This is a genomic window from Actinopolymorpha sp. B9G3 (assembly GCF_040120725.1).
GTDB lineage: Bacteria > Actinomycetota > Actinomycetes > Propionibacteriales > Actinopolymorphaceae > Thermasporomyces.
The window spans coordinates 428626-454449 of sequence record NZ_JBEEAB010000002.1; the positions used below are offsets into that span (position 1 = coordinate 428626).

23 protein-coding genes are annotated in these 25824 nt (G+C 69.2%); 16 read left to right on the plus strand and 7 right to left on the minus strand.

Translation table 11 applies throughout. The features are described 5' to 3' along the window. Positions 1-59 precede the first annotated feature (59 nt). The gene (locus tag ABNF93_RS05115; RefSeq protein ID WP_349326354.1) at positions 60-1769 is read right to left on the minus strand and encodes an ABC transporter substrate-binding protein; all 1710 of its coding nucleotides are present in this window, start codon (positions 1767-1769) and stop codon (positions 60-62) included. Between the two features lie 274 nt (positions 1770-2043). Between ABNF93_RS05115 and ABNF93_RS05120 the strand changes: the two genes are divergently transcribed. Next, on the plus strand, positions 2044-2754 hold the full coding sequence (locus ABNF93_RS05120) for an HAD family hydrolase (RefSeq protein WP_349326355.1): 711 nt from the start codon (positions 2044-2046) through the stop codon (positions 2752-2754). Between the two features lie 45 nt (positions 2755-2799). On the opposite strand, the gene ABNF93_RS05125 is transcribed toward ABNF93_RS05120, so the two are convergent. Further along, entirely contained in the window at positions 2800-3228 is a 429-nt protein-coding gene (locus ABNF93_RS05125; RefSeq protein WP_349326356.1) for a ferritin-like domain-containing protein, read from the minus strand. After that, a complete protein-coding gene (locus ABNF93_RS05130) occupies positions 3225-3881 on the minus strand; it encodes a hypothetical protein (protein ID WP_349326357.1) in 657 nt (218 codons plus the stop codon). The genes ABNF93_RS05125 and ABNF93_RS05130 overlap by 4 nt, the downstream gene beginning before the upstream one ends. Positions 3882-4096: 215 nt before the next feature. Here ABNF93_RS05130 and rimP point away from each other — a divergent pair, with 215 nt between their 5' ends. The 13 genes from rimP (at position 4097) to dapB (ending at position 19715) form a co-directional block, all read left to right on the plus strand. Further along, positions 4097-4603, plus strand: coding sequence for a ribosome maturation factor RimP (rimP, locus tag ABNF93_RS05135; protein WP_349326358.1), 507 nt, complete (start codon positions 4097-4099; stop codon positions 4601-4603). Between the two features lie 3 nt (positions 4604-4606). Beyond that, positions 4607-5662, plus strand: a complete 1056-nt coding sequence (nusA, locus tag ABNF93_RS05140; protein WP_349326359.1) for a transcription termination factor NusA — start codon at positions 4607-4609, stop codon at positions 5660-5662. Positions 5663-5773: 111 nt separating this feature from the next. Beyond that, positions 5774-6109 carry a YlxR family protein gene (locus ABNF93_RS05145; RefSeq protein ID WP_349326641.1) on the plus strand — a complete coding sequence of 112 codons (336 nt, stop codon included), beginning with the start codon at positions 5774-5776 and terminating at the stop codon, positions 6107-6109. 85 nt (positions 6110-6194) lie between these two features. Then, positions 6195-9290 carry a translation initiation factor IF-2 gene (gene infB, locus ABNF93_RS05150; protein WP_349326360.1) on the plus strand — a complete coding sequence of 1032 codons (3096 nt, stop codon included), beginning with the start codon at positions 6195-6197 and terminating at the stop codon, positions 9288-9290. Positions 9291-9610: 320 nt separating this feature from the next. Then, positions 9611-9919 (plus strand): DUF503 domain-containing protein, encoded by a 309-nt coding sequence (locus tag ABNF93_RS05155; protein WP_349326361.1) that lies wholly within the window; start codon positions 9611-9613, stop codon positions 9917-9919. 28 nt (positions 9920-9947) lie between these two features. After that, on the plus strand, positions 9948-10385 hold the full coding sequence (gene rbfA, locus ABNF93_RS05160; RefSeq protein ID WP_349326362.1) for a 30S ribosome-binding factor RbfA: 438 nt from the start codon (positions 9948-9950) through the stop codon (positions 10383-10385). 18 nt (positions 10386-10403) lie between these two features. Continuing rightward, positions 10404-11282, plus strand: coding sequence for a tRNA pseudouridine(55) synthase TruB (truB, locus tag ABNF93_RS05165; RefSeq protein ID WP_349326363.1), 879 nt, complete (start codon positions 10404-10406; stop codon positions 11280-11282). A gap of 189 nt (positions 11283-11471) precedes the next feature. Next, positions 11472-13406 (plus strand): glycoside hydrolase family 76 protein, encoded by a 1935-nt coding sequence (locus ABNF93_RS05170; protein WP_349326364.1) that lies wholly within the window; start codon positions 11472-11474, stop codon positions 13404-13406. A 189-nt stretch (positions 13407-13595) separates the two neighbouring features. Continuing rightward, positions 13596-14591, plus strand: a complete 996-nt coding sequence (locus ABNF93_RS05175) for a bifunctional riboflavin kinase/FAD synthetase (protein ID WP_349326365.1) — start codon at positions 13596-13598, stop codon at positions 14589-14591. 225 nt (positions 14592-14816) lie between these two features. Beyond that, positions 14817-15086, plus strand: coding sequence for a 30S ribosomal protein S15 (gene rpsO, locus ABNF93_RS05180; protein WP_349326366.1), 270 nt, complete (start codon positions 14817-14819; stop codon positions 15084-15086). Between the two features lie 228 nt (positions 15087-15314). Continuing rightward, on the plus strand, positions 15315-17525 hold the full coding sequence (locus ABNF93_RS05185; protein WP_349326367.1) for a polyribonucleotide nucleotidyltransferase: 2211 nt from the start codon (positions 15315-15317) through the stop codon (positions 17523-17525). Further along, positions 17522-18880: a M16 family metallopeptidase gene (locus ABNF93_RS05190; protein WP_349326368.1), complete on the plus strand. Its 1359-nt coding sequence runs from the start codon at positions 17522-17524 to the stop codon at positions 18878-18880. The genes ABNF93_RS05185 and ABNF93_RS05190 overlap by 4 nt, the downstream gene beginning before the upstream one ends. Positions 18881-18962: 82 nt before the next feature. Continuing rightward, a complete protein-coding gene (dapB, locus tag ABNF93_RS05195; RefSeq protein WP_349326369.1) occupies positions 18963-19715 on the plus strand; it encodes a 4-hydroxy-tetrahydrodipicolinate reductase in 753 nt (250 codons plus the stop codon). 21 nt (positions 19716-19736) lie between these two features. Here dapB and ABNF93_RS05200 read toward each other — a convergent pair whose 3' ends face one another. Continuing rightward, the gene (locus tag ABNF93_RS05200; protein WP_349326370.1) at positions 19737-21287 is read right to left on the minus strand and encodes a hypothetical protein; all 1551 of its coding nucleotides are present in this window, start codon (positions 21285-21287) and stop codon (positions 19737-19739) included. A 132-nt stretch (positions 21288-21419) separates the two neighbouring features. On the opposite strand from ABNF93_RS05200, the gene ABNF93_RS05205 reads away from it, so the two are divergent. Beyond that, the gene (locus ABNF93_RS05205; RefSeq protein WP_349326371.1) at positions 21420-22271 is read left to right on the plus strand and encodes an SDR family oxidoreductase; all 852 of its coding nucleotides are present in this window, start codon (positions 21420-21422) and stop codon (positions 22269-22271) included. 7 nt (positions 22272-22278) lie between these two features. Here the strand turns inward: ABNF93_RS05205 and ABNF93_RS05210 are convergent, their stop codons facing one another. After that, positions 22279-23172 (minus strand): phytanoyl-CoA dioxygenase family protein, encoded by an 894-nt coding sequence (locus ABNF93_RS05210; protein WP_349326372.1) that lies wholly within the window; start codon positions 23170-23172, stop codon positions 22279-22281. Between the two features lie 262 nt (positions 23173-23434). Here ABNF93_RS05210 and ABNF93_RS05215 point away from each other — a divergent pair, with 262 nt between their 5' ends. After that, positions 23435-24694, plus strand: a complete 1260-nt coding sequence (locus ABNF93_RS05215; protein ID WP_349326373.1) for a hypothetical protein — start codon at positions 23435-23437, stop codon at positions 24692-24694. Between the two features lie 26 nt (positions 24695-24720). Here ABNF93_RS05215 and ABNF93_RS05220 read toward each other — a convergent pair whose 3' ends face one another. Then, positions 24721-25023 (minus strand): AzlD domain-containing protein, encoded by a 303-nt coding sequence (locus tag ABNF93_RS05220; protein ID WP_349326374.1) that lies wholly within the window; start codon positions 25021-25023, stop codon positions 24721-24723. Beyond that, positions 25020-25817, minus strand: a complete 798-nt coding sequence (locus ABNF93_RS05225; RefSeq protein WP_349326375.1) for an AzlC family ABC transporter permease — start codon at positions 25815-25817, stop codon at positions 25020-25022. Before ABNF93_RS05225 ends, ABNF93_RS05220 begins: the two co-directional genes overlap by 4 nt. Between the last annotated feature and the right edge of the window lie 7 nt (positions 25818-25824).

The following is a 25824-nucleotide window of genomic DNA, read 5'->3' on the forward strand; positions in this document are numbered from 1 at the left end:
GCTCCCTTCCCGGCTGCCGGTGCGGATCGGTCCGCTCGTCCTCGTCGCCTCGTTGGCTTCTACTTCGTGAGTCCCGCCCTGGCGACCCGGATCACGCCGTCAGGAAACACCTGGACCCCCTTCACGTCGTCGGAGACGCCGGTCAGGTTGCGCGCGCGGTAGAGGTAGATGAGCGGTTCCTGCTCGCGCAGTGTGGTGGCCACCTGGCCGTAGAGCTCCGCCCGCTCGGCGGTGTCCTGGGACTGCCGCGCCCGCGTCAGCAGGTCGTCCAGCTCGGGGTCGGAGAAGCCCGAGACGTTCTGGCTGGCCTGCGTACCCACGAAGTTCGTGATGTTGGCGTCCGGGTCCACCCGGCCGGACCATCCGAGCTGCAGCAGTTCGAAGTCGCCGCGGTCCTGCTGGTCGAGCAGAGTGGAGAACTCCGTGGGCGTGATGACGATCTCGAAGCCGCTCGACTTCACCATCGCCTGCAGTGCTTGAGCGATCCGCAACGCATCCGGTGTGTTGGTGGCCAGCATCTCGATCTTGTACGGCGTCTTCACACCCGCCTCCTCCAGCAGTTCCTTGGCCTTGGCAGGGTCGTGGGCGCGACATTCCTGAGCGGCGTCGCTGGTGAACTCCGTCGCCGGGGAGATCGGTGAGCAGGCCACCGAGTAGAGGTCGGCGAAGACCGTCTTGACGAGCGCTTCGCGGTCGATCGCGTGGTCGAACGCCTGGCGTACCTTCGCGTCCTTCGCGTGCGGTTTGTCGATTTGCTTCGCCGGCTCGGTGACCCCGTCGGTGTTGCCGATGTTGAACGTCACGCCCTGGTAGCCGAGGCTTTCGGACTCGAGCAGCGTGATGGCCTGCTCCTTCTCGAGCGCGGCGACGTCCTGCGTCGAGACGCTGTCGGCGACCTGCGCGTCACCGGAACGCAGGTTGGCCGAGCGGATGCTCGCGTCGGTGATGACGCGGTAGACGATCCGGTCGAGGTAGACCTCCTCGGCGTCGTAGTAGTTCGGGTCCTTCTCCAGCTCGATGGAGTTCTGCGGCACCCGCTTCACGACCTTGAACGCGCCGACACAGATCGGTGCGGTGGCGAACTTGTCGCCCAGCTTGTCCAGCTGCGCCGGGCTCATCACCATGCCCGCACGGTCGGCGAGCGCCGCGGTGAGGGGCGCGAAGGGGGCCGACAGGTGGATGACGACAGTCTCGTCGTCAGGCGCCTCGACCTTCGTGATCGGGCCAAGCTCGCTCACTCGGGCCGATTCGGGCAGGGTGAGGTTGCGGTCGAGGGACGTCTTCACCGCAGCGGCGTTGAACGGCGTGCCGTCGCCGAACTTGATGCCCGTACGCACCTTGATGGTCACGGTCTTGCCGTCGGCACTGACCTCCGGAAGGTCCGTGGCGAGTTGCGGGACGACCTTGGCCTCTGCGTCGGTGTCATAGAGCTTTTCGCACGTGGCGTTGAAGATGTACCGGCTGTAGAGCGAGCGCGCGAGGCTCGGGTCCAGCAGGTCGGGGTCGGCCGAGAGGGCGAGGGTGAGTTCGCCGCCTTCCTTGACCGCGGCCGGGTCTGCCGGCTCACCGACGTTCGTGGTCCGGGCCGCGCCGGTCTCGTCGGGCTTGGCGGAGTTGTCGCCAGCGCCCGAGTCGGTCTCCTGCCCGACCGGCGAGCAGGCCGCGGCGGCGAGCACTCCGACAGCAACCACTCCGACAGCGACCACTCCGAGGACGCGGGTCAGCAACCGTTCCCGCGACTTGGGACGCCTGCCTGAGAAGTGCTTCACCGATGACATTCCGGCCACCCCGATCCCCTTCGTTGGTGATGCTGCGCGGAGAAACCCACCCAAGGTCGGCAGACACCGCGCCATTGGACAGGTCGGTGCAACTGTCTGACAAGTGGTGGAACGGTAGTTCTTACCAACCGGTTCGAAACTTCACCGGACCGATACATCCGGCCGGGCGTGAAGGGCGAGCCGGCCGTCGGGAGACCCGCTCCGACCTTCCGGATGTGGCCATGCGGGCGAGCGGGTGTCGGAGGCCGTTGGCAAGATGGTCGATATGACGGTGGATGCGGTGATCTTCGACTGGGGCGGCACCCTGACCCCATGGCACCCGATCGAGTGGGGCGACCAGTGGCGGGCGTACGCCCATGCCTATGACCCGCACCACGACGAGGCCATCGTCGCGGCGCTCACCGACGCGGAGGGGGAGGCCTGGCGGCTCGCCCGCGAGGAGCACAAGGCGACCGACTTCGACGCCATCGTCGGTGCGGCGGGGCTGGTGCCGTCCGGACCGGCGCACGAGCGAGGGGTCGCGGCCTACCAGGCGTACTGGGATCCCCACACCTACACCGATCCCGACGTCGTGCCCCTGTTCACCGCGCTCCGCGAGCGTGGCGTGGCGGTCGGCGTGCTCTCCAACACCGTGTGGCCACGGGACTATCACGAGCTGGTGTTCCGCCGCGACGCCGTGCTGGACCTGATCGACGGGGCGGTCTACACCAGTGAGATCGCCTGGACCAAGCCGCACCGGGAGGCATTCCTCGCGGCGATGCGGGCCGTGGGGGTCAGCTCACCTGAGAGGTGCGTGTTCGTGGGCGACCGGCTCTTCGACGACATCCACGGCGCCCGCGAGGTGGGGATGCGTGCCGTCCACGTGCCGCACAGCGTCATCCCGGACGTCCAGCGTGGCCATGTCGACGGCGAGCCGCACGCGGTCGTGCAGCGGTTGGCCGACCTGCTGCCGCTGGTCGACCGCTGGCGGGGATGACGGTCCGGCGCGACCGGTTCGGCCTGAAGGTCTGGCTCAGCCGTCCTACCGCTTCTCCGGAAGGCCGGGGAACGCCACCGGCGTGCCTCCCCAGGCCAGCCGGCGTTCGGCGCACTCGTGCAGGATGCGCGCGGCGAACGCCTTGACTGCCGGGAGGTCGGCGTCGGCCACGAGGTCGGCGAACACCGCGGCGCACCCTTCCTCCAGATGCACAGCGAGCCGTTTCGCTGCCGACACCCCGGAGACCTCGAACGGCAGCGCGTACGCCGCCTGCGCCGCCACCGGAACCGAGGACCGGTCCCGGATGAGGGCGGCCACCTGATCACGCAGGGACCGGTACTCGGCGTAGGCAGCGCGCCCCCGCGCGTCCTCGGCGCCGAGCCGTGGACCGAGGACGCCGTAGCCCCACACGGCGGCGTGGACTCCGGCCAGCGCCTGCTGCAGAGCCGCGATCTCCTGTTCGTCCGGCTTCATGCGTCCGCTCCGGCGAGTTGACCGGCGTGGGTGGCCTCGCAGGCGGCGATCGACGCCAGGAGCCGGGCGTGCTCCCCACCCCGGGAGGCCCGGAGGTCGGTGTTTCGGTCAGCTGCGGCGCCCTGCTCGGCGTCGATCAGAGCGGCGAGTGCGGCGCCCGGCGTGGCCGGTGCGGCCTTGCCGGCGTCGCCATTCGGGCGGGTGGACCCGGCGGGCGCCGCGGGTGCGGCGGTGGGACTGGCCGCAGTCCGCAGGGCGGCCAGATGCTGCTCATGCCGCTGGACGAAGGGCGCGAGCCGTTCCGCCAGGCCGCCGTGGCGCGCGACGACGGCGGCGTACGTCTCGAGAAGGCGTTCCTCGGCGTCCACTGCCGCTCGCAGGATCGGGACGTCGGGATCGCGGGACGGGCTCGGCCGCGCCGACCGCGTGCCGGCGAGCGGCCCGCCGGCGCGTGAGCCCTCTTCGGTACAACCGGCCAGCAGTCCGGTTGCGAGGCCGACGGGTACTCCCAGGACACCGGTCGTCGCCATCCGGAGGACCCGCCGGCGGGTCGTGTCGCCTCCCGTGGGGCCAGGCGTGAGGGAACGGACCTGGGGACGGTCGAGGTGCCCCTCGACACCCCCGCCAGAGGGCCCCTCGATGTGCGCTGTCACCCGCGTGACGTTACCGGAGGCCTCTGGCCCTTACGCCGGTTCGTCCCCGTCGACAGGGCCTTGTCACGTGGCCGCTCGGCTCCTGTCAACCCGAGCTGGACGTGGTTTGATCGGCATTTCGACCGACGGGTACGCTGACTTCGCCGGAGTTGGCCGTCATGGCCCCACGGCACAGCGCAATGGGGGCTGATAACTGGAGAGGGGAGGCGACCGCCGTGCACGGCTCTGCAGCTCGCGACCGGGTGGCCAACCTCCTCACGCCTGTCCTCGCTGACGCCGCCGTCGACCTCGAGGCTGTCGAGTTGATCCCGGCCGGGCGCCGCACTGTCGTACGGCTCGTGGTCGACGCCGACGGAGGGGTCGGGCTCGACCAGCTCGCCGACCTGTCCAGAACGGTGGGAAAGGTCCTGGACGCACACGACGTCATGGGCGAGCGTTCCTACACCCTCGAGGTGACCTCGCGGGGTGTCGACCGCCCGCTGACGGCGCCGCGACACTGGCGGCGCAACACCGGGCGGCTGGTCAAGGTCGTCCACTTCGACGGAAGCCAGCTCACCGGCCGGGTCGAGGCCGCCGACGACACCGGAGCACACCTCGCCACCGACGGCCGGACGCACCGCGTCGAATACGCCGACGTCGCCAAGGCGCGGGTAGAGGTCGAGTTCTCCCGTTCCACCGCTGGTGGCAGCGACGACGGGACCGATGTGGACGGGGAGGGGTGAGCGATGGACATCGACATGGCGGTCCTACGCGCCCTTGAACGTGAGAAGGACATTCCGCTCGATGCGGTGGTCGAAGCGATCGAGCAGGCGCTGCTCATCGCCTATCACCGCACCGAAGGCGCTCAGCCGCACGCCCGGGTCGAACTCGACCGGCGTACCGGTCATGTCACGGTCTGGGCGAAAGAGGCCAGCCCTGACGCGGACAGCGAGGGGGAGGCCGGCGAGTCCCCGCGCGAATGGGATGACACGCCCACCGGCTTCGGACGGATCGCCGCCACCACGGCCAAGCAGGTCATCCTCCAGCGTCTTCGCGATGCTGAGGAAGACCACATGTTCGGTGAGTTCGCCGGTCGCGAGGGCGACATCGTCTCCGGGGTGATCCAGCAGGGCAAGGACGCCCGCCTGGTGCACGTCAGCCTTGGCAAGGTCGAAGGTGTCCTGCCACCACAGGAGCAGGTTCCCGGCGAGCGCTACGACCACGGCCAGCGGCTCCGGTGCTACGTCGTCGCCGTCCGCAAGGGGTTCCGTGGCCCGCAGATCACGCTCTCGCGTACTCACCCCAACCTGGTCAAGAAGCTTTTCGCTCTCGAAGTGCCCGAAATCGCCGACGGGACCGTGGAGATCGCCGGGATCGCGCGCGAGGCCGGGCATAGAACCAAGGTGGCCGTGCGTTCTCACAACCCGTCGGTCAACGCGAAGGGGGCCTGCATCGGCCCAGTCGGTGCGCGGGTCCGAAACGTGATGAACGAACTGCACGGCGAGAAGATCGACATCGTCGACTGGTCCGAGGACCCCGCCGACTACGTCAAGCAGGCGTTGTCTCCGGCCCGGGTCACCGAGGTGAAGGTCGTCGACGCGGCAGCGAAGGCGGCGCGGGTGATCGTGCCCGACTACCAGCTGTCGCTGGCGATCGGCCGCGAGGGCCAGAACGCCCGCCTGGCAGCCAGGCTGACCGGCTGGCGGATCGACATCCGGCCCGACACCGAGGTGGCGGCGCCCGATGCCGGACAAGCGGTTACCAATCCTGGCGGATCCGGCGCCCCGGACACCGGGGAGTAGGCGCTACGCAGCGGTCGAGCGCGGTGGTCGGGACTGTCCGCGCGGAGCGTCTGGGTACACTCTCCCAAGGTGGGTCGTACGGGTCGGGAACCGAAAACGCGTCCGCACGTGGTGCGAACGTGTGTCGGGTGTCGGCTTCGTACGGCGAAGTCCGAACTCCTCCGAGTCGTTCTCGAGCGTGACACCGAAACGGCCTGGCTCGTTCCAGACGTTTCCGGGCACGCACCGGGTCGTGGAGCACATGTACATCCCACACCGGAGTGCGTCGGGCTGGCTGCGCGGAGACATGCGTTTCCGCGTGCACTGCGCATCCAGGGGCCGATCGACATCGAGAAGCTCCGCCGTCACGTCGAGGCGCAGACCGAGAACAGCAACACACGCGAACAGAGGCAGGGTCTCAACCGGGGCCCCGCCCGAAGAAAAGAAAGTGGGTCGAGCGGCTCATGAGCACTCGATGAGAACCGAGCGATGAGCACGCGCAGGAACTAGCGCCTGGACCCGAGAAGAGGGCCCGGGCCGGCAAAGGAGAGCAGTGGCAAAGGTCCGGGTCTACGAACTCGCCAAGGAGTTCGGAATCGAAAGCAAGGCCGTCATGGCCAAGCTCCAGGAGCTCGGTGAATTCGTCCGATCGGCATCGTCGACGGTCGAGGCGCCGGTCGTACGCAGACTCAAGGAGTCGTTCGCGACCGAGGGCGCCGGTGGAGCGAGGGCCGACGGCAAGGCGTCAGCGAAGAAGTCCACGAAGAAGTCAACGACGGCGAAGCCCGCCGCCCAGTCCCCGGCGGCTGAGTCCCCGGCGGCTGAGTCCCCGGCGGCTGAGGTCGCCGCTCGCCAGGAGTCCCCGATCGAGGGTGCGAAGCCGGCACCGCCGCGGCCGGCACCGCCCTCCAGGCCGGCTGTCGCCGCGCCTGTTGAGCCGGTGACGCCGGAGGTACCGCAGACACCGGCGCCACGCCCTGCGGTGCCGCAACCCGCGGCGGAGCAGCCGAACGAGACCAGGCCAGCGCCCCCGCGGCCGGCCGAACCCGGCTTCCGTGAACCAGGACGCCCGGCGCCACGCCCCGCCCCGACACCCCGTCCGGGCCCTGCTCCCTCCCGCCCACCCCGCCCCGGTCAGGGCGGCGGACCGGCCGGCGGCCGTACCCGTGGGCCGGGCCAGGGCAGCGACCAGGCACGGCCCAGGCCGTCCGGACCACGCCATGGCACGGGTCCGCGTCCAGGCAACAACCCCTTCACCTCGACGACCGGTATGCGCGGTCCTGGCGCGGAGCGCCCGGGCCCGGGTGGTCCGCGCCGCGAGGACGGTGGCGCCGGCACAGGCGCGGGATCCAGTCCCGCGGCGACGCCGGAGCGTCCCGAGCGTGGCGCTGACCGGCCAGGCGGTCCTCGCCCCAACCCGGGCATGATGCCGTCCCGGCCGGCTCCGGCGGGTCGCTCCGGCGGCCGCGGTGGCCCGGGCGGTGGTCCCGGAGGACCTGGCGGTCGCGGTGGCCCGGGTGCGCGGACCGGTGGCCCGGGTGGCAGGACCGGTGCGCCAGGCGGCGGCCGTGGCGGACCTGGTGGTGGCCCCGGCGGCGGTCGTGGTGGCCCCGGCGGCGGTCGTGGTGGGCCCGGCGGCGGTGGCGGTCGGCCAGGAGCGCCGGCGGGCGCACCCCCCCGCGGTGGTTTCGGCGGTGGCCGTCCGGGTGCCCGTGGACGTGGCGGCACGGCGGGAGCCTTCGGGCGTCCCGGAGGTCCGGTCCGCAGGGGCCGCAAGTCCAAGCGCCAGAAGCGCCAGGAATTCGACAACATGCAGGCGCCGGCGATCGGTGGCGTGCGGGTTCCGCACGGCAACGGTCAGTCCGTACGCCTGCCCCGTGGTGCGAGCCTCACCGACTTCGCCGAGAAGATCGGCGCCGACGCCGCGTCGCTCGTCCAGGTGATGTTCCATCTCGGCGAGATGGTCACGGCTACCCAGTCGGTGAGCGACGAGACCCTGCAACTCCTGGGTGCCGAGCTTCAGTACGACATCCAGGTGGTCTCGCCCGAGGACGAGGACCGCGAGCTGCTCGAGTCGTTCTCCATCGAGTTCGGTGAGGACGAGGGCGAAGACGTCGACATGCAGGCGCGACCGCCGGTGGTCTCGGTGATGGGTCACGTCGACCACGGAAAGACCAAGCTGCTCGACGCGATCCGCAACGAGGACGTCGTGGCAGGCGAGGCGGGCGGCATCACCCAGCACATCGGCGCCTACCAGGTCTCGACCGAGGTCGATGACATCGAACGCAAGATCACCTTCATCGACACGCCTGGTCACGAGGCGTTCACGGCGATGCGTGCCCGTGGCGCCCAGTCGACCGACATCGCCGTCCTGGTGGTGGCGGCCGACGACGGTGTGATGCCGCAGACCATCGAGGCGTTGAACCACGCCAAGGCGGCCGGAGTCCCGGTCGTCGTGGCGGTCAACAAGATCGACGTGCCGGACGCCGATCCGGCGAAGGTACGTGGGCAGCTCACCGAATACGGCCTGGTGCCAGAGGAGTACGGCGGCGACACGATGTTCGTCGACATCTCCGCGCGGGCCCGGACCAACATCGACGGGCTGCTCGAGGCGATCGTCCTCACCGCCGACGCGGCACTCGATCTGCGCGCCAACCCCGTGCAGGACGCGCAGGGCATCGCGATCGAGGCGCACCTCGACAAGGGCCGCGGTCCCGTCGTCACCGTCCTGGTCCAGCGGGGCACGCTCTCGGTCGGCGACTCGATCGTGTGCGGCCCGGCGTACGGCCGGGTGCGGGCGATGCTCGACGAGCACGGCGAGTCGGTCGACAAGGCCAGGCCGTCGCGACCGGTGATGGTGCTCGGTCTGTCCGCTGTTCCGCGCGCCGGCGACAACTTCCTGGTCGTCTCCGACGACCGGGTAGCTCGCCAGATCGCGGAGAAGCGGGAGGCGGCCGTACGCAACGCGTCGTTCGCCCAGCGCACCAAGCGGGTCAGCCTCGATGACATCGGCAAGCTGCTCGAGGAGCGTCAGGCACTCAACCTCATCATCAAGGGCGACGTGTCCGGTTCGGTCGAGGCGTTGGAGGATGCCCTCGCCAAGATCGACGTGGGCGAGGAGATCGACCTTCGGATCCTGCACCGCGGCGTTGGTGCGGTGACGGAGAACGACATCAACCTGGCGACGATCGACAACGCGATCATCATCGGGTTCAACGTCCGGGCGCAGGGTCGGTCGGTCGAGCGTCTCGCCGAGCGCGAAGGCGTGGAGATCAGGTTCTACTCCGTGATCTACCAGGCCATCGACGAGGTGGAGGCGGCCCTCAAGGGCATGCTCAAGCCGATCTACGAAGAGGTCCAGCTCGGCACGGCCGAGGTGCGCGAGGTCTTCCGGTCGAGCAAGTTCGGCACGATCGCCGGCTGTCTCGTCCAGAGTGGAACGATCCGGCGCAACTCCAAGGCCCGGCTGGTCCGCGACGGGACGGTCGTCCTCGAGAGCACCGACATCGCGTCGCTGCGCAGGTTCAAAGACGACGCCACCGAGGTCCGCGAGGGCTTCGAGTGCGGTCTCACCCTGCACAACTTCAACGACGTGAAGGTCGGCGATGTGGTGGAGACGTTCGAGATGCGGGAGAAGCCTCGCAACTGACGGCTGGGTAGGCCGGGCCCGGCAGGGTCCGGCCGCCTGGCTGGGGGTCGGTGTTCCGATGGTTCGTCCGTGTCGGACTGACACGGACGGTGCCGGGTTCGTACGGAACTGGGCGCTCGCAAGCTCGCGGATGTTCGTCCCGTACGAACGTGGGAATGCCGCCCGCGCTTGACGTCTCGACACGGACGAACCACCGGAACACCTCCGGGCTGGCCGGACCCTGCCGTGCTCGGCTGCCGGCAGGTGACGGGCCCAGGGGCGGTAGGTGCGGGTTCTGTGTGCCGCGCGGGTGGGGGTTCTTCTGATGGGTGAGGTCTGAGGTGTTCACTGGGACTTTGCGGGTGGATCTGCGGCTGGGGGACGTGCGGTCGCTGAAGCAGAAGCGGTCGGTCGTACGGCCGATCATCGCCGAGGTCCAGCGACGGTTTCAGGTCTCGGTCGCCGAGACCGCACATCACGACCTCTATCGTCGGGCGGAGATAGGCGTCGCCGTGGTGAGCGGGGACGGCAGCCGGTGTCGGGACGTCCTGGACTCGATCGAGCGTGCGTTGGCCGCACGTCCAGAGGTTGAGCTGCTGGTGGCCCACCGGCAGCTGTTCGCCGCTGGCGACGATCGGGACGTTTCGTGACATCCACTGACAGACCGCCGAGGAGAGGATGGTCATGAACCAGACGCGGGTGAACCAGCTCGCCGACAGGATCCATGTCATTGTCGCGGCAATGCTCGAGCGCCGGGTCAAGGATCCGCGGCTCGGTTTCGTGACGGTGACCGAAGCCCGTCTCACCGGCGACCTTCGCGACGCGACCGTGTTCTACACGGTGTTCGGCGGCGACCAGGACCGGGCCGGCACGGCTGCGGCCCTCGCCAGCGCGACGGGGCTGATCCGCTCGGAGGTGGGGCGCCAGCTCGGGCTCCGGCACACTCCGAGCCTGACATTCGTTCCTGATGCAGTGCCGGAGACCGCCTCGCACATCGAGGACCTGCTCCAACAGGCCAGAGAGTCTGACGCCGAGGTGGCGCGCCGGGCGGCCGGGGCGATGTACGCCGGGGATGCCGATCCGTACCGCTCGCCGCCCGAGGAGGACGAGGAGTGACAGGGGAGTGACGGAGCAGTGACAGCGGCGGTCGATGGGATCGTCGTGGTGGACAAGCCGGCAGGCTGGACCTCCCACGACGTGGTGGGGAAGCTTCGCCGGCTTGCCCACACCCGACGGGTGGGCCACGCGGGCACGCTCGACCCGATGGCGACCGGTGTGCTGGTCCTCGGTATCGAACGCGCCACCCGCCTGCTTGGCCACCTCGCGCTCACGGAGAAGACGTACGACGCGACCATCCGGCTGGGCCAGACGACCCACACCGACGACGCCGAGGGGACGGTCGTGGGCGGAGCGCCGGCCGGGGACCTCACCCGAGAGCGGATCGAGCAGGCGATCGGCGATCTGACCGGCGAGATCCTCCAGGTGCCATCGTCGGTGTCGGCGGTGAAGGTCGCGGGAGAGCGGGCGTACCGAAAGGTACAGATGGGCGAATCGGTCGACCTTCCCGCGCGCAGCGTCGTCGTCCGACGCTTCGACGTCCACGACGTGCGCCACGTCGGCGACGTGGTCGATCTCGACGTGACGGTTGAGTGCTCCAGCGGCACCTACATCCGGGCGCTGGCCCGTGACCTCGGAGCTGCACTGGGTGTGGGAGGGCATTTGACCGCCCTCAGGCGTACCCGCGTCGGTGTGTACGGCCTGGACATGGCTCGGACTCTCGACGAGCTGGAACGCGCCTTCGCGATCGTCCCGATCGGCGAGGTGGCGGCCCAGACATTTCCCCGCTTCGACGTCGACGACGCCACCGCCCGGCTGGTGACGTTCGGGCAGAAGCTGCCGGGTGTCCAGGTCGGTGGCGGGCCGGTGGCGATCTTCGCGGCGGACGGTACCTTCCTCGCGTTGTACGAGGACACCGACGAAGGCGCCAAGCCGGTCGCCGTGTTCGCCGGTTGAGCACGCCGCCGCATCCGTTCATCACCTCGATCGCCTTGATCCCGCGAGCCCTTTGATCGCCGGGGCCATGGGCCGGTTCCCGGCCCCTGTGGTCGGCAACGAACGTCGGCTCACTGTCCTGTTCTGGCCCGCTACTGTCCGACTCCTGCACGCATGTCACAGCCTGCGACCCGTCCCGTAGGTTTCACGGTGATCACTGCGTACCTCGAGAAGGCAGGTTGCGTCGTGCCCACAGTGCCCCTTCGTCGCCGGGTCCGAACCGTCCTCATCGGACTCATCGGCATGCTCATCGGCATGGCGCCCGCCGCTGCCGCCGACACCAGGCCGGCCGAGGCGACAGTTGCCGACGGGTCGACCGCGGTGGCGCGAGCACGCGTCGCGGCCGACGTCTTGATGTCGTCGTACGACCCGGTGAAGGCGTGGTTCCCCTCCAGCTGGTGGAACTCCGCCGTTTCCCTCCAGACAATCGGCGACTACATGCAGCGCACCGGTGACCGGCGCTTCCTGCCGCAGCTGGACAGGACGTTCGAGCAGAACAAGGGCACATTCCCGGCCGGCGAGTTGTCCAGCGACGAGCTGTGGGGCAACTTCACCAGTCGCGCCATCGACGACGGCGAATGGTGGGCTCTGAACTGGATCCAGGCCTATGACCTCACCGGTGACCGCAAGTACCTTCGGATGGCGGTCACGATCGCCGAGTTCACCTACGAGTACTGGGATTCGACCTGTGGCGGCGGTGTCTGGTGGGATGGGGAGAGGACGTACAAGAACGCCGTGACCAACGGGCAGTTCATCCGCCTGACCGCCGAACTGCACAACCGCATCCCAGGGGACAAGCTCTGGCTGGCCCGGTCTCAGTCCGCGTGGGACTGGTTCGTCGGCAGCGGCATGATCAACTCCTCGAACCTCGTCAACGACGGCTTGAACAACGACTGCCGGAACAACGGGCAGAACGTCTACACGTACAACCAGGGCTTGGCCATCGGTGCGGCGCTCGAGCTTTGGCGGGCGACCGGTGACCCGGAGCTGCTGAGCACGGCGCGCCGGCTCGCCGATGCCGCGATCGATGGCGGGCTGACCGTCGACGGCGTACTGACCGAGGTCTGTGACGCGCCCGATCGGAGCTGCAGCGACAACTCCAAGCAGTTCAAGGGAATCTTCCTGCGCTACCTGATGGATCTCGCCGACACCACAGGTGAGGCACGTTACCGAGCGTTCGTGGCCACGCAGGCGGCGACCATCTGGGAGCGCGATCGCGACGCCGCCGATCGACTCGGGGCCCGCTGGGCCGGTGGCACCACCACCGAGCATCCCAACGCGTTCGACTGGCGTACCCAGGCCAGCGCACTGAGCGCCTTGATCGCCGACATTCCGGTGCCGGCACCGAAGCACTCCCTCGGCGCGACCACCTCGCCCGCGCAGCCGGTCGTGATGCCCGCCAGCACCGGCACCACCAAGGTCCAGGCCACCATCGGGGTGTCGGTCACCGGACCGGCGTCGGAACCGGTGACCGCCCGGGTGACGGTCGAGGCGCCGGACGGCTGGACCGTCTCGCCCAGTAGTGGGGAAATCACCCTGAACCCGCGGGGCAGCGCGCACCCGGTGAGTGGCACGTTCCCGGTCGAGGTGACGGTCCCGGCGACCGCCGAGAACGGTCACCACGACGTGTCGGCGACGGTCACCGCCGCGCCTGGGCTGTCCTTCAGCACTCGGTCGGACGTGCTGGTCGCGCACCAGGTCGACTTCGACACCGGCACGGTCGACGAACGGCCGTGGCTGTGGGATGCCGACGGCTCCCAGAGCAACGGCGTCCAGAACCGCTTCGCCGACGGCAACCGCTACTTTGTCTACAAGTTCCCCTTCCCGAACGACACCACCACGGCTCGGGCCACTGTCACCATCGACAACGAGTACGTCGTCGACGTCAGCCCGGACGGCGAGCATTGGACCACCGTGCTGAGGGAGGAACGGCGTATCACCGACGGCAGCAACAAGGCCGATCAGGTGATCGACCTGACGCCGTACCTCGGTCCAGACAAGGCGACCTACCTGCGGGTGTCGGACTCGTATCCCGATGACGGCTGGGGCGGCCGCGTCTACCACGTCACCGCCACCGCCGACTAAGTACCTCCGCGATCCCGGACAAGGCTGCCCGGACGTATCAGGCAGGGCGTGACCTCGCGACAGCCTGTGGGCAGTGGTCCGGTTCGCCCGAGTGGTCGCACATGCCATCTGGCACCCTTGACCCGGGGGGCAGACGCTCCTGGTGTCCGGCACCCGACGATGATCCGGGCGACAACGATGGAGACGTGCATGCAGCGCTGGCGAGACCTCACCGACGTGCCGCAGGACACCGGACCGACGGTGGTCACCATCGGTGTCTTCGACGGCGTACACCGGGGTCACCAGCGCGTGATCGGGCGCACCGTCGAGCGGGCCCGCGAGCTGGGTGCGCTGGCCGTCGTGGTGACCTTCGACCCGCACCCGATGGCGGTGGTCCGTCCCGACGCCGTACCCCCGTTGCTGGCGACGATCGAACGCCGGACCGAGCTGTTCGAGGAGTACTCCACCGACGCCGTGCTCGTCGTCCCGTTCGACCAGCAGCGGTCCCACCAGCCCGCCGAGGAGTTCGTCCGCGAGATCGTCGGCGCGCTACGCCCGGTGGCGATCGTCGTCGGCGACGACTTCCGGTTCGGGTTCAAGGCCGCCGGAGATGTCGCGCTCCTGCGCCGGCTCGGCGCAGAGCTGGGCTTCGAGGTCGAAGGCCTCATCCGGCAGGATCCCGGCGCTTGCGAGGAAAGCGACGGTGGCCGGCCGATCGACACCAGGGCGGTCTCGTCCACCAGCGTCCGGCGCTGCCTCGAGCACGGCGACGTCGCCCAGGCGCGCGCCCTGCTCGGCCACGCGTTCCGGGTCGACGGCACGGTCGTCGAGGGCGCGCACCGGGGGCGTGAGCTCGGCTTCCCGACGGCGAACGTCCCGGCCGCCGGGGGGATGGCACTACCGTCCGACGGGGTCTACGCCGGCTGGCTGCGGGTGCGGACCGATGACGACGCGGGATGGCACGAGCCTCTGCCGGCCGCGATCTCGGTGGGCACGAATCCGCAGTTCGGCGAGGAGCCGCGCCGGGTTGAGTCCTACGTACTGGATCGTGACGATCTGGAGCTCTACGGCCGCACGGTCGCGGTGTCCTTCGTCGACCGCGTACGCGGTCAGGCCCGCTTCGGCTCCGTCGACGCCCTGGTGGAGCAGATGACCCGCGACGTCGAAATGGTGCGCGAGATCCTCGCCGCCGAGCCCCCGGAATGATCACGCACGCATGGCAAATACCAACGATGCACGGCCATTTACCGCGCATCGGTGGGAATGATCACGCGTGCGTGATCATTCCTCGGAACGCGTGGAGCCGCACCGATTCCAGTCGGTCAGGTTACGGCTGGTAACCTGACCGGTGCCGTAGACCGGCCGCGGATCAAGAGTGCCCAGGTGAACCCGCCCTGGCGCGCCGCGCAACGGAATCCCGGAAGGAGCATCGTGTCGCTCGACGCTGCGACGAAGAAGCAGATCATCACCGAGTACGCAACCAAAGAGGGCGACACCGGCTCGCCCGAGGTCCAGGTCGCGATTCTCACTCATCGGATCAACCACCTGACCGAGCACTTCAAGACCCACAAGCACGACCACCACAGCCGGCGGGGCCTGTTGCTCCTCGTGGGGCAGCGGCGCCGGTTGCTCAACTACGTCATGAAGGAAGACATCTCGCGTTACCGCTCCCTGATCGAGCGGCTCGGCCTGCGACGGTAACGTGACAGGCGGGAGCGGCCCGGCCAGGCCCGGCCGCTCCCTACGCACAACACAGCAATCGGAGCGGTCCACGAGATCCGGCGGCAAAGGTCGCCGGTCCTCGGTAGTGGCCCCCGGGACTCCCACACCAGGGATGGATGACCCGGGAGCCTCGATCGAAGACCGGCACTCCGCGCCCGCGACCTCGTTCCGAGCACCGCTCCCTGGCCTCACAAGGAGGGAGCCCCAGTGGAGGGTCCCGGTATTCACACCGCCGAAGCAGTTCTCGACAACGGCAGCTTCGGAACCCGCAAGATCCGGTTCGAGACCGGACGTCTCGCCCGCCAGGCCGCCGGTTCGGTGGTCGCCCATCTCGATGACGACACGATGGTCCTGTCGGCGACATCGGCGAGCAAACAGCCCAGGGAACAGTTCGACTTCTTCCCGTTGACCGTCGACGTCGAGGAGCGTGCGTACGCCGCGGGGAAGATCCCCGGCTCGGTGTTCCGCCGCGAGGGCCGGCCGAGCGAGGACGCGATCCTCACCTGCCGGCTGATCGACCGTCCGCTGCGGCCGACGTTCGTCAAGGGCCTCCGCAACGAGGTCCAGGTCGTCATCACCGTGCTCGCGCTCGATCCCGACACGATCTACGACGTGCTCGCGATCAACGCCGCGTCCGCGTCCACCCAGATCGCCGGCCTGCCCTTCTCCGGCCCGATCGGCGGCGTACGGGTCGCGTTGATCAACGGCCAGTGGGTGGCGTTCCCACGCGTGAGCGAACTCGAGAACGCCGTCTTCGACATGGTGGTCGCCGGACGGGTCCTCGAGGACGGGGACGTCGCGATCATGATGGTCGAGGCGGAGTCGACCGATCAGACCTGGGGTCTGGTCCAGAACGGCACCCCGGCACCGACCGAGGATGTCGTCGCGGAGGGCCTCGAAGCCGCGAAAGGTTTCATCAAGACCCTGTGCACCGCCCAGTCCAGGCTGGCCGACGTCGCTGCCAAGCCGACAGGTCAGTTCCCGGTCTTCCGCGACTACGAGGACGACGTGCTCGAGGCGCTCTCCGGAGCCGTCCGCACCGAGCTCGCCGAAGCCCTCACGATCGCCCACAAGTCCGAGCGCGAGGCGCGCCTCGAAGAGATCAAGGCACTCGCCGTCGAGCGGATCGGGGCCGACTTCGAAGGCCGCGAGAAGGAGATCAGCGCCGCCTTCCGTTCGCTCACCAAGACGCTGGTCCGTGAGCGCGTGATCGCCGACAAGGTACGCATCGACGGGCGTGGGCTCACCGACATCCGACCGCTGACGGCCGAGATCGGTGTCGTACCCCGCGTGCACGGTTCGGCGATCTTCGAGCGTGGCGAGACGCAGATCCTCGGTGTCACCACGCTCAACATGTTGGCGCTGGAGCGGCGGATCGGCCTCACCCTCGCCGAGGACACGACGAAGCGCTACATGCACAACTACAACTTCCCGCCGTACTCCACCGGTGAGACCGGTCGGGTCGGTTCGCCGAAGCGGCGCGAGATCGGGCACGGTGCGCTCGCCGAGCGGGCCGTCGCGCCGGTGCTGCCGAGCCGCGAGGAGTTCCCCTACGCCATCCGTCAGGTATCGGAGGCGATCAGCTCCAACGGTTCGACGTCGATGGGTTCGGTGTGTGCGTCGACACTGGCGTTGCTCAGCGCGGGCGTACCCCTGCGGGCCCCGGTCGCGGGCATCGCGATGGGCCTGATCAGCGAACAGAAGGACGGCAAGACCGAGTACGTCACGCTCACCGACATCCTGGGCGCGGAGGACGCGTTCGGCGACATGGACTTCAAGGTCGCCGGCACCCGGGAGTTCGTCACCGCGCTGCAGCTCGACACCAAGCTCGACGGCATTCCTGCGTCGGTGCTCGGTTCCGCACTCCAGCAGGCGAGGGAGGCCCGGCTCACCATCCTCTCCGTCATGGAGAAGGCCATCTCCACGCCTGCGGACATGTCGCCCTACGCACCGCGGATCATCACGATGAAGATCCCGGTCGACAAGATCGGCGAGGTGATCGGGCCCAAGGGCAAGGTCATCAACCAGATCCAGGACGACACCGGTGCCGACATCAACATCGAGGACGACGGCACGATCTTCATCGGTGCGGTCGACGGTCCGTCCGCGGAGGCGGCGCGCAGCGTGATCGCTAGCATCGCGACACCGACCATGCCCGAGGTGGGCGAGCGCTACCTCGGCACGGTGGTCAAGACCACCAACTTCGGTGCGTTCGTGTCGCTGGTGCCCGGCCGCGACGGCCTGCTGCACATCTCGAAGCTGCGGGCGCTGGCCGGCGGCAAGCGGGTCGAGAACGTCGAGGACGTCGTCAAGGTCGGCGACAAGGTGCAGGTGGAGATCGGCGAGATCGACGACCGCGGCAAGCTCTCGCTCGTGCCGGTCATCGAGGAAGCCGAGAAGTCAGCTGCCCAGAAGTGAACGGGCGCGCGATGCTGTCCGCGACCCTGACGCAGCCGTCCGGATCCACCCGGACCCTGCTGAAGGAAGGCGACGGCGGAGTTGTCCGGCGTACCGTCGCCCCTGGCGGCCTGCGGATCGTCACCGAGGCGATGCCGCAGGTGCGTTCGGTGACGTTCGGCGTGTGGGTCGGTGTCGGGTCGAGGGACGAAACGCCGTCCCTCGCCGGCGCCAGCCACTACCTCGAACACCTGCTGTTCAAGGGAACGAAGCGTAGGGGAGCGTTGGAGATCTCCTCCGCGCTCGATGCGGTGGGCGGCGAGATGAACGCCTTCACCACCAAGGAGTACACCTGCTACTACGCGCGTGTCCTCGACATCGACCTGCCGCTGGCCGTCGACGTGGTGTGCGACATGGTGTCGTCCTCGCTGATCACGGCGGCCGACGTGGACAGTGAGCGCGGCGTCATCTGCGAAGAGATCGCCATGCACGACGACGATCCGACCGACTCCGTCCACGACGTGTTCGCCCAACAGATGTGGGGTGACTCGCCGCTCGGTCGGCCCGTCCTCGGCACACTCGAGTCGATCCAGGCGCTGACCCGGCGTCAGGTCGCCGGCTACTACCGGCGCCGCTATCGCCCGAACTCCATGGTGGTCGCGGTCGCTGGCAACGTGGAGCACCGCACGGTCGTACGCCTGGTGACGAAGGCATTCCGGCAGGCGGGGTTTCTCGACGCAGACGCGCCCCCGACGCCGCCGCGGATCGGCGGGGAGGGCCCGGAGCCGGCCAAGGGCGCTGTCCGGGTCGTCGAACGCACGACCGAGCAGGCCAACCTCGTGCTGGGCGTTCCCGGGCTGACGCGGACCGACGACCGGCGGTTCGTGCTCGGGGTGCTCAACGCCGCCCTGGGCGGTGGCATGTCGAGCCGGCTGTTCCAGGAGGTCCGGGAGAAGCGGGGGCTGGCGTACTCCGTCTATTCGTTCGCGTCCAACTACGCCGACGCCGGCATGGTCGGCGTCTACGCGGGGTGCCTGCCGGAAAAGATCGACGACGTGCTCGACATCTGTCGGGGCGAGCTGGCCAAAGTCGCCACCTACGGCATCACCGACGAGGAACTCCAGCGTGGCAAGGGCCAGTTGCGCGGCTCGCTGGTGCTCGGCCTCGAGGACACCGGTTCGCGGATGGGCCGGCTGGCCAAGGCGGAGCTCGTCTACGGTGAGCTGTTGAGCATGGACGAGATCCTCCGCCGGATCGACGCGGTGACCCTCGACGAGATCCGCGCGGTTGCGGGGGAGCTGCTGGAGGCGGCCCCGACGCTCGCGGTCGTCGGCCCGTTCGCCGACCCTGACCGGTTCGCGCCAGTCGTCCGGTAGCCGACGACGGGCTGGCGCTTGGGTAGAGACGCTGTCGGAAGGGGCGGACCACCCGACTCGGGCAGGAAGTGAGGGATGACCGGTGACGATCAGGGTCGGTGTACTGGGAGCCAGGGGGCGGATGGGTGCCGAGGTGTCCCGGGCGGTCGCCGCGGCCGACGACCTCGAACTTGTCGCCGAGGTCGACCTCGGCGACTCTCTCGATCTCCTGGTGGACAAGGGCGCGGAGGTAGTCGTCGACTTCACCCATCCGGACGCGGTGATGGACAACCTCCGCTTCTGCGTCAGTCAGGGCATCCACTCCGTCGTGGGGACCACCGGCTTCACCGGCGAACGGTTGGAGTCGCTGCGCGGGTGGATCGCCGACGCGCCAACCGGCGTGGGCGTTCTGGTCGCGCCGAACTTCTCGATCGGCGCCGTCCTCATGATGCGGTTCGCCCAGGAGGCGGCGGCCCATTTCGACTCGGTGGAGATCATCGAGCTGCACCATCCCGGCAAGGCGGACGCGCCGTCAGGCACCGCCGGGCGGACCGCCGAGCTCGTCAGCGCCGCCCGAGCGGCGGCCGGGCTGGGCGAGGTCCCCGACGCGACATCCCAGGAGGTCGACGGTGCGCGCGGTGCCCGGGTGGGAGGCGTCCGGGTGCACAGCGTCCGGCTTGCCGGCCTGGTCGCGCACCAGGAGGTCCTCTTCGGCGGCCATGACGAGACGCTCACCATCCGGCACGACTCCATGGCGCGGACGTCGTTCATGCCAGGCGTCCTTCTGGGGGTGCGCGAGGTGGTCGTCAACCCTGGCCTGACAGTCGGCCTCGAGCACTTCCTGCGTACGACCTGACCGGCCCGCCGGGGAACGTGATCATTCTCCGGGAGCCCGGTGGCGGAGGGCAGCCTGGACGTCGGCCATCCGGACGAGGACGTAGCGCCCTTCGCGGGCCACCGGCTGGTCGGCGACGGACGCGGGAAGCCACTCGGGGATCCGGTCGAGATGCATGAGTGCGAGGTCGTCGGGGCGGGCCATGGACGCGTTCTCCGGCAGCACCTTGGCCGGGGCGAGGTCCCAGTAGTAGGCGAGCCATCGGACGGCACCGAACGAGATGTGCCAGGCGCGTACCTGCCCCGGCGCGGGACCGTGGTCGGCGACGAGAGTGCCCCCGTCGAGGGGCCGAACGATGTAGTCACGTGCCATCGGTCCCCGCACCATCGCGGCGAACGCCACCACCAGACCGAGCGCGACGAGCCCGGCGACACAGCCGCGCAGGGTGCCGAGCCCCGCTGGAACCCGCGCCCACACCGCATCGAGAAGCGCCGCCATCCCCACGACGCCAGGGATGAGCACGATGTAGGGCCAGTAGTCGTGGATGAACGAACCGTTCGGCAACAGCACCACCCAGCCGACGGCGAGTGCCGTCGCGAGCGCGGTGAAGGCGCGGGTCCTCCGGCGCAGCAGGCCGACGACGACACCAACGGGGAGCAGCGCGAGATACCACACCGGCAGGAGCTGGCGGAACCACAGCCACTGCTGGACGACGAACTCGCGGACCGTGAAGTCGCCCCCTTCGGTACGGAACCGGGTCTGCGCGGACAGGTTGCTCACCCCCGCGACCCCCAGCATGAACGCCAGGCTGCCGAGGAGGCCCGCCACCATGCTCACCGCGACCGCCACGGTCACCCGGTCGACCCGCCGGCGCCCGGACAGGAGCCAGAGTCCGAGCAGCGCCGCGAGCGCGATGCCCGGCCACGAGCCGAGGGTGGCGAGGAAGCTCGTCACGCAGGCGACCACCAGCAGCCGGCGCGAGGGCTGAGCCTGTAGGCGGACGTGGGCTATCGCCGCCGCCATCGCCATCAGCAGTCCGAGGTCGAAGACGATCCGGGCGTACACCCAGAAGAAGCCGGTCACGACCATCAGGCCGAGCGCCGCCAGCACCGGTGGCCACCGCAGATCGAACGCACGAAGCAGGGCCGCCGCTGCCGGGATGGCCAGCAGACCGAGCAGGTAGGGCGCCAGCCGCATCTGGTACTCACCCTCGCCCGGCAATGCTGAGAAGAGCGCGTCGAGGATCGTGGCCAGCGGCGGGTGGTGGGCGTACGACCGGCCGTAGGGCGCCATGTCCGTGGCGAACTGCGAGCCGACCAGACCGTGTTCGGCGAGGTTGCGCACCTGGAGGGCGAAGCGGGAGAAGACCCTGCCCTCATGATTGTCGCCGTAGGCGGCCGTGAGGGTCGTCGCCCACGTCGCCGCGACGACCGCGGTGATCCCGGCGACTCCGATCCAACCCAGGACATTCGCCCGGTTTGTCAGGGCCCAGTTTGTCAGGGCCCAGTTTGTCAGGGACCGGTTTGTCAGGGACCACCGCGACGGCTGGGTCTGGGGACGCTCGATGGTTGCACTCGGCGATTCGACAGACACAGCCGGAAACGCTAACAAGTCAGCCGCCGGAGCGCCGCCGACACCGCCGAACCGCCGGTGAACTCCGAGCGAACGCACTGTTCCGTGCACGTGGTCGTGGTCGGACAGCTCCGGTCGGTACGGTGATCTTCCATGACCTGGACTGTGCGGGACAAGACGGTGCTGGTGACCGGGGCGACGAGTGGCATCGGTCTGGAGACGAGCGTCGAGCTGGCGCGCCATGGCGCGCGGGTGGTGCTCGTCGGCCGCGACCCGGAGCGTACGCAGGCAGCCGTCGAGACCGTCCGTGCCCGGGCGGGGGTCGAGCCGGTGCACCTGCTGTGTGACTTCTCCCGGCAGGCGTCGATCCGGGCGCTGGCCAAGGCGTACGCCGATCGCTTCGACCGGCTCGACGTCCTGGTCGACAACGCCGGCGCCGTGAACCTGCGGCGTCGGCTGACCGAGGACGGGATCGAGACGACGTTCGCGGTGAACCACCTCGGCTATTTCCTGCTCACCAACCTGCTGCTCGACCTCATCGTGGCCAGTACGCCGGCGCGGGTGGTCGTGGTCGCCTCCATCAACCACCGCTCGGGAACGCTCGACTTCGACGATCTGGGTTTCGCGCGGGGCTACAGCGCGATGAAGGCGTACGGCCGGTCGAAGCTCGCCAACGTGCTCTTCGCGACGGAGCTGGCGCGCCGCCTCGCCGGGACGGGCGTCACCGTCAACAGCGTCCATCCGGGCGCCATCGACACCAACATCTGGTCGGCGGCGCCAGCGTTGCTGCGACCGGTGATCAGGCTCTTCATGCGACGCGAGTTCATCAGCATCGAGGAAGGTTCCGGTACGGTCGTCCAGCTCGCCGAGAGCCCTGACCTCGAGGGCGTGACCGGCTGCTACTTCGAGAGGCGCACGGCTGTGCCACCCGCACCGCTCGCCCAGGATCCCGTCGTCGCGGCCCGACTCTGGGACGTGAGCGCCGAGCTCGTCGGTCTCGGCTGAGTGCCGGTCAGGAACGCGTGGCCAGCCGGCGCGCTTCGTCGGCCTTCATGCGTTCCTGCCGGCGGACGCGTTCCGGAACGACCTTCTCCCGTGGTGCGGTCGGGGTGAACTCGTAGCGCTCCACGCCGAGCCCTCGCAGGATCGCCTTCTCCACCAGGGAATGGTCGTCGTACCGTTCCCGGTCGAAGCGCATCGGCTCGGCCAGATGCACCGGAGGGTTGGTGATCAGTCGTGGTACGCGAAGGATGTTCTGCGCCTTCGCGTGCAGGATGAACGGATGGAGCAGGTAGACGTCACCGACCGAGCCCGTCGCCTCCACGAACTCCGAGCACTGCCCGATCAGATGCGCGATGTCGAAGTCCAGCGGGAGCACTCCAGCCGGCCGCTGGGCGAGGTAACGCGCGACCGGCCCCACCGAGTCCGCTGCCGCGAACGTCGCTCCGCCCTGATGGCGTACGTCCGACCAGAGCACCAGGGTCAGGAGGCCCTGTTCGGGTGAGTCGAGGAAGTGCCGGAAGAAGTCACCGTCCTTGTGCCAGCCCGGCGAGGTGGGAGACGCCGGCTCCCACGGTCGGTCCGCGCCCTGCCAGAGGTTCACGATGAACCCGTCGCCCCAGGCGAACGGCGGCCTGATCCGCTCCTCCCCTCCGAGCAGGTCGCACGCGGCGAGCCACGCCTTGGGTGCGAACTCCTTCACGTCCAGGTGCCGATGGGTGGGCATGTGCACCGACGGCTCCGCCCAGGTCGTCCCGTCGTCGGGGTCGTAGCCCAGCCTCGTCCAGACCGTTTCGGTCAGCTCCGCGGCGGCCTGGACCGAGAAGCACTCGGGGATGACGACGAACCCCTTGGCCAGGAAGTGTTCGGCCTGTTCCTCGGTGAGGACCTGGTATCCGGAAGCCACGTGGCTCACCTTTCTCCGAAAGCGCCGACGGCTCACGGGGGTCGTGCCTCGACGCTATGCGCACGATCCGCCCGACGCCGCATGTTTTCCGTATGAGGTCTCTGTCTTCGAGACGGGTGTCCACCGCTGGTCAGCCCGGGAGTGGACGCGACCGGCAGTCCTTCCACGCTGCCGCGGCCGGTATCGGCCACCGGATGCCCGCCAACGAGCGGTTCAAGCCGTATTTACTCGTTGTCCATCTTCGAGGCCGGGAGGGCAAACGGTGAGTGACCTGCTGCTTGCGGAACGGACTGTTCTGCTGCACATCGGTCCGTACAAGACAGGAACCACAGCCCTGCAGGGAGCGTTGAAGCAGGCGCGGGCGGCCATGGCAGAGCATGGAGTGGTCTATGCCGGGCGGGAGCGTCAGCACATGGGGGCGGCGCTATCCGTGAGGGGATCGAAAGGACTGCCCGGCGATCCGCCGCCGCCGATCTCGCACTGGAACCGTCTCGTCAGGCAGGTGAAGGCCGCCAGCGACAAGCGCGTCATCGTCAGCAGCGAGTTCTTCTGCGAGTCCAGTCCAGAGCTCGCCAGGAAGGTCGTCGATGCCCTGGGTGGTGAGCGGGTACACATCCTGGTGACGTTGCGCCCGCTCACGAAGCTCCTGCCGTCGTCATGGCAGCAGTACGTACGCAACGGCCAGCGGGCGTCGTACGACGAGTGGCTGGACGGCATGCTCAACAAGCCGCCGTACAAGCGGCCGACTCCATCGTTCTGGAAACGTCACCACCACGAGGTTCTCGTCGAGCGCTGGGCATCGATCGTCGGTCCGGACAACGTCACCGTCGTCGTCGTGGACGATGCGGACCGGCTCGGCCTGATGCGTCGGGTCGAGGAACTGGTCGGGCTTCCGACCGGCCTGCTGGAGCCGGAGGAAGGGTGGACGAACCGGTCGCTCACGTGGGGCGAGGCCGAGCTGATCCGCCATCTGAACATCGAGTTCAAAAGTCGAGGCTGGCCGGACACGCTCTACAAGAACGTCGTTCGCACCGGTGTCATCCAGCACATGCAGATGGAGCGGACGCCTGGACCGGACGAGTTGCGCATCATCACTCCCGCCTGGGCACTGGAGCGCGCCGCTCACATCGGTGCAGCGGCTGGGGAGAAGATCTCCGCGCTCGGCGTACGCGTCGTCGGCGACATCTCCCTGCTGGGCGCCGCACCGAAGGCACCTGTCGACGACCACCTCACCGCGGCCGACGCAGTGTTGCCGGTCAGCGCCGCGGCTGAGGCGGTGGCGGCGACGGTCGTAGCCACGGTGCCTCGCCAGGCACTCGAGTCGGACGCGTCTGCGCCGCCAGGAGACCAGGCACCGGCCGCGGAAGCGGAGGCAGCCACCGTGTCCGGAGCCGGGCGACCGGTGCCACTGGAGCAACGGCTCGTCCGGGTGCTCGGAAGAGTCCCGCTCGGGAGTTGGCTCCGCCGCAGTCGGCTGGCGCCGTGGCTGCGTAGCCGGCTCAGGTCCCTCCGCCGAGGCTAGCCGGCACCTCGTGAGCGGCTGGTGACTCAGCCGAGCAGGCGAACGAGGGCGGCAGTGAGGGCCGCCAGGGCGACGACCACGATGAACGGTGCCCGCAGGATCAGGGCGACCACTGCCACGGCCACCCCGGCCAGGCGCGCGTCGACCACGAGGCGTTCACCGGTGCTGAGGGTCTGGACGCCGACGAGCGCGGCGAGGAGCGCGACCGGAAGCAGCGCGGTGATGCGGTGAACGGCAGGGCGGTCGAGAACCCGACGTGGCACGGACAGGCCGACCAGCTTCGTGAGATAGCTGCCGGCGGAGGTCAGAAGGACTGCGAGCCACATCATCGCGAGTTGTCCCGCCCTTCGAGGGTGTGCTCGGCGTCATCGAGGCCCGGCTCGTGGGTGTCGCCGGGCTCGCGGGTGTCGTCTGGCTCGCGGGTGTCGTCGGGCTCGCGGGTGCCGTCGGGCCGGGCCGTACGCCGGAGGCCCACAGCGATCGCGACCGCACCGGAGATGAGAACGGGCACCCCGACGGGTACGACGGGCACCAGCGCGACCGCCACGAGTGCGGCACCTGCGGCGACCGCCCGGGTGCGCCGGTCGGTGAGCTGCGGCCAGAGCAGGGCGATGAACGCGGCCGGCGCCGCCGCGTCCAGGCCGAACGTCCGCGGGTCACCCAGCGCGACCCCGGCGAGTGCACCGATCAGGGTGCCGGCGTTCCACAGCGTGAACAGGATGATCGCCGTGGACCAGAAGCCCACCCGAGCGAGCTTCGGACTGGACCGGGTCACCGACATCGCCGTCGTCTCGTCGATGACGAAGTGGGCGCCGACCAGGCGGCGGACGCCGCGGAACCGGAGCAGGTCTGCCAGGCGCAGGCCGTAGAACGCGTTGCGGGTGCCCAGCAGGAGGGCCGTCAGCGTCGCCGACACGAGGGTCCCGCCGCCTCCGACGATTCCCACGAACGCGAACTGGGAGGCCCCCGTGAACGTGAACAACGACAGGGCGCTGGTCTGGACGACCGAGAGTCCGCTGGCCACACCGATCGCGCCGAAGGAGATCCCGTACGCACCGGTCGCGATTCCGATCGCCGCCGCGTCGCGAATGACCTCCCGTCTCGTCGTCCCGCGCTCTCGCATGCCAGGA